The organism is Candidatus Woesearchaeota archaeon (assembly GCA_016180285.1).
Lineage (GTDB): Archaea > Nanobdellota > Nanobdellia > Woesearchaeales > JACPBO01 > JACPBO01.
In genome coordinates, this window is sequence record JACPBO010000005.1 from 126,698 (window position 1) to 137,510 (window position 10,813).

Genomic DNA, 10,813 nt, shown 5'->3' on the forward strand with positions numbered 1-10,813 from the left:
GGGCTAAAAGATAGAAACCGAAATATTTTATCTTAAAGGAGTTCCTAATGGCATCTGCGGTATATGCTGGTGGGGATATTTGCTATCAGCTTTTTCCAAAGCTTCTCTTACTTGTGGATCCTCTATGTCTAAGAAATCATCTCCAAGTTGGTATAAGATACCTCCAAGTCCTCTTAAATCATGAGGTGCTCCGTAAAAAGTATCTAATATTCTAAAAGTTATATCTCTTAAAGTTCCTTTAAATCCAGGCTGTCTTTCTCGTATTGTTGGCACGTTCACATAAGCATCAGGACCAATAGCTGTTGTAGCTTCAGATAAAAAGACATCTCTTCCACTTTCTCTTAGAATCTGAGTAACATAATCAAGAAATTCTTTTTGATATTCAAATCTTGGTTTAGGAACTTCTTTATGCATCACGACTTTAAGAGGGTCGCAATGATCATACATCCCAAATAACCTATTAGATTCTTTTGACATTTTAATTCTCCTGATAAATAGAATAAATCAATACTTTATAAATCTTTCGGTTCTTTTACTACTCTGAAGTTATATTTATTAAACAGTTAACTATTTAAACAAATGGCAATTCCTTTTACAAGGTGAAATCATGGAAATAAAGGTTCTTGAAGAGGATAAAAACAAGATTATGATCGAGATTTCAGGAGAAGGCCATACGCTTTCAAATGCGCTGAAAGAAGAGCTGCAGAATGATAAAAATGTAAAGGCAGCCGGCTACAACATAAGGCACCCTATGGTTGGAAAACCAAAGTTTATTGTCGAGACTGAAGGAAGGGAAACTGCAAGAGAGGCATTAGAGGAAGCTGCAAAAAGGCTGAAGAAAGAAACGGATAAATTCAGGAACGCTGCTGATAAGGAAATAAGGTAAGCATCATTATAGCATGATAAGCTTAAAAGAGGGTGAAAGACTGGTAATGCTTGCAAGGAAAAGCATCCGCTCTCATTTCTATAACGAAGAAGTTAAAATCAGCGACGATATAAAGAAAAAGTTTTCTGAAAAGCAAGGGGTGTTTGTAACGCTGAATATGCATGGCGAGTTAAGGGGCTGCATTGGCTATCCTGAGCCTGTTCTTCCGCTTTATGAGGCTGTTGTTGAAGCTGCAAAAAGCGCTGCTTTTCATGATCCAAGATTTGCGCCATTGACGAAAGAAGAGTTCGAGAATATTACACTTGAGTTAAGTGTTTTGACAAAGCCGGAACAGATAAAAGTGCTGAAGGCTGATGATTATTTGAAGTGTATAAAGATCGGAGAAGATGGCTTGATTGTGCAGGGCAGTTTTCATAACAAAGGATTGTTGCTGCCGCAGGTATTCACTGAGTATGATGCTGATCCTGAGATGGCTCTTTCTATGACCTGCCAGAAAGCAGGATTAAGGTCTGATGCATGGCGAAATCTTGATGTCAAGGTGTTTAAGTTCCAAGCGCAGATATTTGCTGAAGAAGACGGAAAAGTGGTGGAGAAAAAGATTTAGTTTTTTAGACGATAAAAGTAATGCAAAAATAAAGCGAAAAACATATATATTACATAGTGCCCATGTGATTTATGATCATAAGGATCAAGAAGAGGAAAAACAAAGCCGGAGAAGAGCTTTCTTATGCTTATCTTGTTGAGAACAAGTGGACTTACAAAGGGCCAAGGCAAAAGGTTATGAAATATTTGGGAAAGGTTTGTTTTTTTGACAAAAAGGATTTGATGTTTAAAGGGGATATTAAAGATATTGGCCATAAGGAGCTTATTAAAGAGCTCGTAAAGTGGGAATTAAGAAAACACGGTTTTGATGAAAAAGAGGGGTTTTTTGCTTCAAACGGCATTTTCTTCGAAAATAATGAAATTTATAAAAAACAGGCAAATAAAAAGATAAGCTGCGTTCTGGCTCTTAATGAAGGATTCTTGTGCGGTTTTACAATCAAAAGGCTTCTGGAATTCAATGAAAAAGGCAGTGAAAAAGAAGTCGGCCTGAAGCTGGCGAAATGCTTTGTAGAAGCAGGGATCGATGTGCCGAAGGATGTGTTTATAGAATGCTTTGAAAAGGTTTATGGAAGATAGTCGTTATGCAAAATAATTTTCAGGGACTAAATATAAAAAGGGGATTTGGCTTGAAAAGAGAGATAAGAAATGGACAAAATTAAAGAGAAGACCTATTATTTTACAGGACGATAGTTGGAGTCTACAGGACGATAATTTGAAATGATATCATCCAGCTGTTCCATGACTATACCGACTTTAAATTGTGAACGTTTAGGCGTTACAGCTGTAAGCTTTGTTCTTACAACATCGGGGGATTCCTGCCCCAATAAGACTTGTTTATCCAATTCATAAATATTTCCGCTTGAGTCCCAAATTTTTCTTACGTGTGTACTTAATCTGCTATCAGTTGGTACGACACCTAAACCTGATATTTTTCCATTTAGTGCAATTTTGAACAGTACAACTCCAGAATACCAATTATATTCTGCACCTTGATAAATTATATGATCATCAATTCGAATTTTTTTAAGCGATTTTTGCGAAATCATTTATATTACCTCCATATACTTAATATTCATTGTGAAAATACAAACCACTATTTAAATCTTTCGGTTATTTACTACTAATTAAAGGTTACAATATCGACAATATGAAAACATAAAGCTTTATAAATAACCTGCAATTTCTTCTGCTCAAGGATGCCCGCCAACTAGTTGTCTGCAATGGACAATAGCAGGGCAGAGGTCAAGAATGGATCAGAAAGATGTATTGGAAGCATTGAAGAAGATAAAGGAAACTTCTACTAAGCGGAATTTCAACCAGACTTATGATCTAGTCATAACTTTGAAGGACATCGATCTTAAGAAGCAGGAGAACCATGTTGATTTCTTCGGGAATCTGCCTCACAACAGGGGAAAGAAGATCAAAGTGTGCGCTTTTGCTGCGCCTGAGCTGAAAGATGAGGCAAAGGCTGTGTGCGACAATGTTGTTGATATTCTCGAGTTCCCGAAATATGCCCAAGACAAGAAATTAACAAAAAAACTTGCAGATGAGTTTGATTTTTTCATTGCGCAGGCAAATATAATGACGCAGGTAGCATCAGCTTTTGGCCGTGTTTTAGGCCCAAAAAACAAGATGCCAAATCCCAAGGCAGGATGTGTTGTCCCGCCAAAGACAAATTTAAAGCCATTGTATGCAAGGCTTCAAACAATGTTCAGGGTAAGCATTAAGAAGGATCCTATGATGCAAATTGCAGTCGGAAAAGAAGATATGAAAGACGAGGAAATCGCAGACAATATTGTCAGCGTTTATGACCAGCTGCTGCAGCATCTGCCCAATCAAAAGAATAACTTAAAAGCTGTTTACCTAAAGCTGACTATGGGGAAGGCTGTGAAGGTGGCATGATGGAAGCGCATGTTTCAGAGGAGAAAAAGAGAAGCGTGGATGAAATAGCAAAGCTCATCTTAGAATATCCTATAATTGGCGCTGTAAATGTTGAGAACCTGCCAACTGCTCAGCTGCAGAAAATGAGAGGCCAGCTAAGGGGCAATGTTGTCTTAAGAATTGCAAAAAGAAGGCTGATAAAGCTGGCAATTGAAAAGGTTAAAACTGAAAAAAAAGGCATTGAAGCATTAGAGCCGCAGCTCATCGGAATGCCTGCATTGCTTTTCACAAAAGACAATCCTTTTGCATTATTTGGAAATTTGAAGAAGAACAAGTCAAAGGCGGCAGCGAAGCCTGGTCAGACTGCGCCGGCAGATATTGTGATTGAAGCCGGGCCAACGCCATTTTCTCCGGGGCCAATAATAAGCGAGCTGACTATGGCGGGATTGAAGACTGGAGTTGAAGGCGGAAAAGTTGCAATAAAGATGGAAAAGGTTGTTGTAAAGAAAGGCGATGTTATAGATGCGAAGATGGCTGGCCTGCTTGTGAAATTTGGTAAAGAGCCAATGGAGATTGGCCTGGATCTTGTTGCTGCTTATGAAAACGGAATGGTGTTCAACAAAGATGTGCTGGATTTTGATGCAGATAAATTTATGATTAACGTCAGCGAAGGGGCAAGGTATGCCATTAATCTTGCAATTGAGATCGGATTCCCGACTAAGGAAACCATTGAGATAATGATTAGCAAGGCTTATCTGGAAAGCAAGGCTTTGGCTGCTGAGCAGAAAATAGAAGTTGATGCAAAACAAAGTGAAAAGAAAGAAGAAGTAAAAGCTGAAGGAGCAAAAGAAACAAAACCAGATGAAGTGAAAGAAGCCAAAGCAGAAACAAAAGAAATCAAAGAAGAAAAAACAGAACCTAAACATGAAATCAAAGAAAAGAAAACCTCTGACGAAGTGCTGAAAACCGAAGAAGTGAAGGATAAAGATTACAAAGAAAAGAAAGACCAAAAAGAGGTTGAAGGTATTGTAGAGAAATTAAAAAAAGGCGAATTTGACAGAAGCAAAAAATACGCTTAAAATTTAAATTTAAAAAAATAAAATTTGGAGGTACTGAGAAATTGCAAGCAATTTCTGGTACCTCCTCGTAAAAACTCGGAGGAAAGCAAAATGGAATATGTGTATGCGGCAATGCTGATCCATAAAGCGGGCGGCAAAATTAATGAAGCCAGCCTGAAGAAAGTGCTGGAAGCTGCTGGCGTAAAAGCAGATGAAGCCCGCGTGAGGGCATTAGTGGCTGCTCTTGAAGGAGTCAATATAGATGAAGCTATCAAGAAAGCTGCTGTTATGCAGAGCGCAGCTCCTGCTGCTGTGGAAGCAAAAGCCGAGAAGAAGGAAGAGAAATCAGCAGAAGAAGAGAAGAAGAGCGAAGAGCAGGCTGCTGCCGGCTTAGGCGCCTTGTTCGGCTAGATTTTTTGTTTTTTTTATTTTAATAATAACAACAAAACAGTGTGCGTGAGTGGAATGCAAGAAGATAATAAGAAATTATTTAAAGAATATGATGAGCTGAAAAAAGAAATAATGGCATTAAGGCTTCAACTGAACAGCATTGATGCTGAGAAAGAAGCTGCCTTTGGCAAAAAGGATGCTGTAACAAAAGAGATTTCTGATCTTATTAAAAAGGTAAAAGAGCTGAAGAATAAAAGAGATGACCTGACAAAGCAGGTTAAGTCTTCCAAGGAGAAAAGAAAAGAGCTAAATGACGTAATTGTCAAAAAGATAGAGGATGTTAAACAGGTAAATGCTGAGAAAGAGTCTTTTTTGAAAAAATTTGGATTAAAGGAAGCCCCTTCAAGGGTAAAAGAGGAAATTGACAGGCTGGAGATGAGCATTGAAACCAGCGGCATGTCTTTTGAAAAAGAAAAAGAAACTATGAAGAAAATAAAGAACCTGAAAAAGAGGTATGATGAAACAAAAGAGATAAATGCCCTATTTGACAAGTCAAGAAGCATGTCAAAAGAGATTGACAGGCTGAAGGATGATGCTGAGGAAGTGCACCAAAATGTGCAGAAGGATGCTGCTGAAAGCCAGAGGAGCCATGAAGAGATGCTTGAATTGAGCAAGAAGATAGATGAATTAAAGCCAAAGGAAGAGGATGCTTACAAGAAATTCTTTGAATTGAAGCAGAAATTTACAGAGGTCAATAATTCCCTGAAAGAACAGCTTGAGAAGCTGAATGAGGCAGCGCAAAAACTTGGAGTTGAGAGGGAAAGGGGAAGGTCAGAAAGGAAAGGCAGGCAAGAAAGCATACTGCGCAGCAAGGAAGAAGATGTAATGGATAAGATCAGGAGAGGGGGGAAGCTGACCACAGAGGATTTAATAGTGTTCCAGGGGATTAAGGAATAAAGTTTTGTTTATTGGCTTATTGCCTGCTCCAATTTATTTATCATTTTTTCTGAGAATTCAATATTATTTGAAGGTAATTTTTCTATTGAAAACACGCCCTTAAACGCATCTATGAAATTTTTGTTTTTGATTGTCTCTTTAAATCTATTCGTGCATTCTTTTAGTTTTGTTAAATCCCCTCTTTTTGCAAAATCAACCATTTTATTGATATCTATGCCTTCGCACATTGCAACTACATCTCTGACATCTGTCAATCTGCAGGCGTGGATCTTTGTTGCAATTAATAATTCCCTTGCAGGAATGCTTAATTTGATGCTTTTTTCTATGCCTTTTATCTCCATCTCAATATGATTGTTCTTAAACAGCTCAAAACTCCATGAGGCATCTGTTTGCCTGCTTGAAACGGCATTTATCAGCAAATCAACTGTTACTGATAATCCTGTGTTTTTAACAAAAGCCCTAAATTTGCCGTTGTAGATATTTTCAAGATTCATTGATTTATATGGCTTAAAATTATTCTTTTCAAGAATCTCAATAATTTTATCTAATTGATCTTCTTTAACAACAATATCAGCATCAACTGAAAACCTGTGCTTAAAGGCTGACACAGCATACCCCCCAATCAAAATAAAATCTAGTTCATTAGACTTCAATTCAGCTAAAATATTGAATATTTCATTTTCCCTATTAATGAATTCTTTTAGCACTTACATCATCTCCTTTTCGGCATATTTAATTTTCATATTCAAACCGTACATCTGATCCAACATCTCTAATGCAGGCTCGAAGTTATAAATGTATTTTCTTGCATATTCGATTGTTTCTTTTAATGGAACTACAAATACGCCATTCACAAATTCCTTTTCAATTTTTTTCTTAACTATTAAGATGAAATATATGCCTTTTTTTCTTTCAACCCTTCTTGAATATCTGACAGAGAACTTATCAAAAAACCTGCACCATTTGCCTAAATCTTCCTCTAAGATTTCTATAAATATCGGATATCTGTCCTTGCTTCTTCCTATGTTATAGCCTCCCTTCGTCCAAATGAAAACAGCATCTGTGGCTGTGAAAGCATAATCTAACCCTGTTAAGTTCGGCAACGAATAAGCATCTGCTAAGCTTAATCTCTCTTTCAACACCTTCTTGATGAAAGCTACAAATTCCCTGTAAAATGCGTTTTCTTTGTCTATTTTTATCTTCTGGCCCTTTCTTTCTATAATGCCTAAATCAACCAACTTCTGCATCCAGTTATATGTCCATGCATAAGACAAATCAATGCGTTTAGAGATGACCCTAATTGAATCGTTATCCCTTGCGGTTATCAAGATTTTTACAATATATGGATTTATTACTTCCATCATAGTTATCATTATAGTGATAACTTATATATAAATGCTTCTATTTTTTTAGTTACCTATTTGGTAACTATAAGAAAGGGGAGAAATTAATCACAGATGATCTGATTGTGCTTCGGGGAATGAAAGAATAAGAAACTATTTCTTTGTAAACTCAGTATACCCGCAATTGCCGCATGATTCGCGATCTTTATGAATTGCCATGAAAAAGCCTGATCCGCATTTTGGGCAGAACTTGTTCTTTCTCTTTACGCCGCTGCCTGCTGCTTCATAATATTTCCATGTTTTTGAGGGGACTTTGTTTTTAGCCCTTGATTTTTTACCTTCTGACTTTTCTTTAGGCTCTTTCCTGGCTTCTTTTTTTATTTCTTTTTCTTCTGCCATTTTGATTTTTATTTCTTTGCCTCTTCTGCCGGCTTTTCTGCGGATTTTTCTGTCTTATCAGCTTTCTTTCCTGCCTGCCTGCTCAGGCTGTACTTTGGCTCTGCTTTTTCCAGGTCTTCTTTTTTGCTGTATGCTGCTGCTTCGACAACTGCTGTGTTAGAGCCGAATTTTGTGAATATGTTTTTAACTATTACAAGTGATTCTTCTTTTTTTAACTGCGATGCAAGCGCTTTCCTGATTTCAGGTATAGATGGTGTTTTTCCCTCGTATAAAAGCTGCGCTTTTATTTCTGTTCTTGAAAAAAACACATTTTGCTTCTGCTCTGCTATCTTGAGTTCCATTGAATTTCACCTTAGCTTGATTGCGTATTCGCCTTTTGCCTCAAGGCCGATTTTCTTTGCTATTGCTGATTTTTTCGGGTCAAGAATGTAGATCCTGCCCTGCCATGTATTTGAAAACTGGCTGCCCTTGCATATCGGACAGGTGCTTTCTTCAACAAATATCTTGCATTGCCTGCATGCCTTTTTTTTCATTTTGACTTCTTCTTTTCTGCCGGCTTTTTCTCTTTTTCTGGCTCTTCTGCCGGAGCTTTTTTCAATTCCTCTGCCAGCCATTCAATTTTTCCCAATCCAGGCTGCCTCATTGTAAGCCCGATTTTAGGATTTGTAACGTCTTTAAAGGAAACTGCTATGATTCTTGCCCTGCAGTTATCGCCTACTTTTAATGTTCTTTTTGAATCCTTGCCCTGCAGGACTTTGTCCTTGCTGAAGCTTACGAAATCGTCCATTGTCTGTGAAACGTGAATCATGCCTTCTATCGGGCCGATTGTTATGAAAGCGCCGAAATCAGCCACATCCTTTATTTTGCCCAAAATAACTTCCTGAAGCTCAGGCTTGAATGCTATAAGGCTGAATGATGTTTCATAATAAGCAGCGCCATCGCCAGGGATGATTATGCCTTCTTTTACATTGCCTATGTCGAGGACATCTATGATGACTCCCAGATCCTTGTCTATAAAGCCCTCGTACTTCTTCTTCACTCTCTTTGTGATTGCTTCTTTGAGCGGCAATCCAAATAAGTCAGGCGGAACTCTTATATGGTCTGCTAGCTCTAGTTTGTAGAACATTTAGAATACGGATTAAGGGTGGATTTTTAAAGCTTTTGGTTTTTCTTGTCAAGTGTCAAAAATGCAAGCATTTTTGACACTTGATCATGCTCAAAAATTTTCAGAAACAAAAAAAGTTGGCTTTTAGCCACCAGTTACAAACTGGTGGAAAATTTTTGACATTTTAAAAAACCAAATGCTTGAAAAGTGAAACTTTTCTTTGCTTACGTTTTTTTTATTGCTTAAACGGGCTGAAGTTCTGCTTCAGCAGGTTTTGTATTGGCAGGAAAAGTGGCTGCGGCAGTTTGCTCCACTCAAACCATTCCCATTTTTCGCATTTATCCGGCTCCATAACAATAGCTTCGCCAGAAGCGTATTCAGAAACTATAAACAAGGTAACATAGTGCTTTCCCTCTTTTTTAAAAATATCTTCGGTAAATGTCCCCATCCTGATGTTTTTTATATTAATGCCTGCTTCTTCCCGGACTTCCCGCCTGGCGCAGTCTTCTATCTGTTCGTTAAGCTCAAGATGCCCGCCAGGGAAACCCCATGAGCTTTCACCATGCGCATTTTTTCTTCTGCCTAAAAGAACCTTGTTATTATTAATTACAATAACACCGACCCCTATTTTCGGCATGTTTTCCATTTTAGCCTGTTGACATTTCAAGATATTTTTTATTTCTTAAGAATATTGTATTTTTCCCCTTTAGGCGCTTTCTCAGCTCCCTGTCCTGGGTTGCGATGATGTTGTTCCCGTCTTCTGACAGATCAACGAGAAGATCGTCCACTGTCTTGCCTGAATTTGTCTTTATTATGCCTATTTCCTTGTTTTCGATCAGCTGAAGCGCCAGCCTGGCTTTTGCCTTTTCCTTTCCTTTCTGGGCTTCAATCATCTTTTTCAGCTCTTCAACTGATTTGTCCAGAACAAAAAGAGAATAATTGAAACTGCATATTCTGTTTATTTCCGAGAAAATGTCTACTTTGAACTCTGCCGGAATTGTCAGGAAGTTTGTGTCAATGATTATTGCCTTCATAAGAAAAGGTATTTTTTTGCTGTTTTTAAATTATTGCATCCCAGATGCCCATAAGCTGTCTATCGGGCTTGTTACATTGATCATTCTTGGAGAAGCCATATGCACGTAAACCATTGTTGTAGCTGCGCTGCTGTGGCCCAGCAAGGACTGGACAGAAGCAACATCATAGCCATTTTCAATAAGGTGTGTTGCAAAGCTGTGCCTCAATGTATGAGAATGAACATTCTTTTCAATTCCGGATTTTTTTGCTGCATTCTTGATTATTTTCTGGACTGCCATCACAGTTATATGATCATTCCTGCCTTTAAAAAGCCACGAATGATGGCAAGGGCATTCAACCGCCATATGGCTCATCAGCTCTTCCCTGAGTTTTTCTGCCACTATAAACAGCCTGTCTTTATTGCCTTTGCCTCTTCTCACCCAGCCGTAATTTCTGCTGAATTCAAAATTCTCAGGCTTCAAATTAACAAGCTCGCTAACTCTTAAACCGGCAGAATACAGCAGCTTCACCATGAGCCTGTGCTTTGGGTTGCCTATTGCATTGATCAGCCTCTTTGTTTCCTCTTTTGTAAGCACAACAGGCATTTCCTTCGGTGTCTTTGAAAATCGTATATTTAACAAAAGCCGCTTGCGCATAATTTCGTTATAAAAGAATTTTAAAGCGTTAAGATAAACATTTACTGTATTGCCTGCTTTGCCTTTCTCGACCAGCCCATCAAGATAACTTTCTATATCAAACTTTTTAACTTCTTTTGGATCTTTACCGCACTGCATGAAAAAGAGCTTTACACACTGCTTATATGTTTTTATGGTTCTTATGCTCAGGCCTCTTCTCAGGCCGATCTTCCTTATCAATTCGGGAATGTCCGTGCTGATCACTTCTTTTTAATCAAAACTTAATTCGATCTTATTTATATATGTTTCAGCCGCAGGTGTCCAGTGTGTCCACTGTAAAACTACGACTTCAGAATAGAGGCGGAAAAACGCGTTATGATCCTCAAAACTTTGGCATTATAGGGCTCATAACGGCCAAAGACAGGTGAGTTTGCATATATTAAGTTATATTTAATTATTACTCGGCGTTTTGAAATTTATAAAAAATAAATTTGAAAAGAAAAGAGAGCAAAACGCCTGCGTCATAACTCTGCGGATTTCTG

Annotated in this window: 18 protein-coding genes; 7 read left to right on the top strand and 11 right to left on the bottom strand. The window is 38.0% G+C overall.

Annotation, left to right across the window (positions count from 1 at the left end; genetic code table 11):
- Positions 1-27 precede the first annotated feature (27 nt).
- Positions 28-477 (bottom strand): hypothetical protein, encoded by a 450-nt coding sequence (locus tag HYU07_01880; GenBank protein MBI2128964.1) that lies wholly within the window; start codon positions 475-477, stop codon positions 28-30.
- 130 nt (positions 478-607) lie between these two features.
- On the opposite strand from HYU07_01880, the gene HYU07_01885 reads away from it, so the two are divergent.
- The 3 genes from HYU07_01885 to HYU07_01895 all read left to right on the top strand — a co-directional run bounded on the left by HYU07_01885 (position 608) and on the right by HYU07_01895 (position 2,065).
- Positions 608-886 carry a DNA-directed RNA polymerase subunit L gene (locus HYU07_01885; protein MBI2128965.1) on the top strand — a complete coding sequence of 93 codons (279 nt, stop codon included), beginning with the start codon at positions 608-610 and terminating at the stop codon, positions 884-886.
- Positions 887-899: 13 nt separating this feature from the next.
- Entirely contained in the window at positions 900-1,490 is a 591-nt protein-coding gene (locus HYU07_01890; GenBank protein ID MBI2128966.1) for a TIGR00296 family protein, read from the top strand.
- 71 nt (positions 1,491-1,561) lie between these two features.
- Positions 1,562-2,065: a hypothetical protein gene (locus tag HYU07_01895; protein MBI2128967.1), complete on the top strand. Its 504-nt coding sequence runs from the start codon at positions 1,562-1,564 to the stop codon at positions 2,063-2,065.
- Positions 2,066-2,160: 95 nt separating this feature from the next.
- Here HYU07_01895 and HYU07_01900 read toward each other — a convergent pair whose 3' ends face one another.
- Positions 2,161-2,535, bottom strand: coding sequence for a hypothetical protein (locus tag HYU07_01900; GenBank protein MBI2128968.1), 375 nt, complete (start codon positions 2,533-2,535; stop codon positions 2,161-2,163).
- Positions 2,536-2,737: 202 nt separating this feature from the next.
- Here HYU07_01900 and HYU07_01905 point away from each other — a divergent pair, with 202 nt between their 5' ends.
- The 4 genes from HYU07_01905 to HYU07_01920 all read left to right on the top strand — a co-directional run bounded on the left by HYU07_01905 (position 2,738) and on the right by HYU07_01920 (position 5,775).
- Positions 2,738-3,391, top strand: a complete 654-nt coding sequence (locus tag HYU07_01905; GenBank protein MBI2128969.1) for a 50S ribosomal protein L1 — start codon at positions 2,738-2,740, stop codon at positions 3,389-3,391.
- A complete protein-coding gene (gene rplJ / locus HYU07_01910) occupies positions 3,388-4,449 on the top strand; it encodes a 50S ribosomal protein L10 (GenBank protein MBI2128970.1) in 1,062 nt (353 codons plus the stop codon). The genes HYU07_01905 and rplJ overlap by 4 nt, the downstream gene beginning before the upstream one ends.
- A 90-nt stretch (positions 4,450-4,539) precedes the next feature.
- Entirely contained in the window at positions 4,540-4,839 is a 300-nt protein-coding gene (gene rpl12p / locus HYU07_01915) for a 50S ribosomal protein P1 (protein MBI2128971.1), read from the top strand.
- A gap of 54 nt (positions 4,840-4,893) precedes the next feature.
- Positions 4,894-5,775, top strand: coding sequence for a hypothetical protein (locus tag HYU07_01920; protein MBI2128972.1), 882 nt, complete (start codon positions 4,894-4,896; stop codon positions 5,773-5,775).
- 8 nt (positions 5,776-5,783) lie between these two features.
- Here HYU07_01920 and HYU07_01925 read toward each other — a convergent pair whose 3' ends face one another.
- From HYU07_01925 to HYU07_01965, 9 genes are all read right to left on the bottom strand, one after another.
- Entirely contained in the window at positions 5,784-6,482 is a 699-nt protein-coding gene (locus tag HYU07_01925; GenBank protein ID MBI2128973.1) for a hypothetical protein, read from the bottom strand.
- A complete protein-coding gene (locus HYU07_01930) occupies positions 6,483-7,139 on the bottom strand; it encodes a hypothetical protein (GenBank protein ID MBI2128974.1) in 657 nt (218 codons plus the stop codon).
- Between the two features lie 132 nt (positions 7,140-7,271).
- On the bottom strand, positions 7,272-7,517 hold the full coding sequence (locus HYU07_01935) for a 30S ribosomal protein S27ae (protein MBI2128975.1): 246 nt from the start codon (positions 7,515-7,517) through the stop codon (positions 7,272-7,274).
- Positions 7,518-7,525: 8 nt separating this feature from the next.
- The gene (locus HYU07_01940; GenBank protein MBI2128976.1) at positions 7,526-7,858 is read right to left on the bottom strand and encodes a 30S ribosomal protein S24e; all 333 of its coding nucleotides are present in this window, start codon (positions 7,856-7,858) and stop codon (positions 7,526-7,528) included.
- A gap of 6 nt (positions 7,859-7,864) precedes the next feature.
- Entirely contained in the window at positions 7,865-8,050 is a 186-nt protein-coding gene (locus HYU07_01945) for a DNA-directed RNA polymerase subunit E'' (GenBank protein MBI2128977.1), read from the bottom strand.
- On the bottom strand, positions 8,047-8,643 hold the full coding sequence (locus HYU07_01950; GenBank protein MBI2128978.1) for a DNA-directed RNA polymerase: 597 nt from the start codon (positions 8,641-8,643) through the stop codon (positions 8,047-8,049). The genes HYU07_01945 and HYU07_01950 overlap by 4 nt, the downstream gene beginning before the upstream one ends.
- A gap of 214 nt (positions 8,644-8,857) precedes the next feature.
- A complete protein-coding gene (locus tag HYU07_01955; protein MBI2128979.1) occupies positions 8,858-9,268 on the bottom strand; it encodes an NUDIX domain-containing protein in 411 nt (136 codons plus the stop codon).
- A 1-nt stretch (position 9,269) separates the two neighbouring features.
- Complete coding sequence (locus HYU07_01960) at positions 9,270-9,656, bottom strand: nucleotide-binding protein (GenBank protein MBI2128980.1); 387 nt, start codon at positions 9,654-9,656, stop codon at positions 9,270-9,272.
- Between the two features lie 30 nt (positions 9,657-9,686).
- Entirely contained in the window at positions 9,687-10,535 is an 849-nt protein-coding gene (locus tag HYU07_01965; protein MBI2128981.1) for a tyrosine-type recombinase/integrase, read from the bottom strand.
- Between the last annotated feature and the right edge of the window lie 278 nt (positions 10,536-10,813).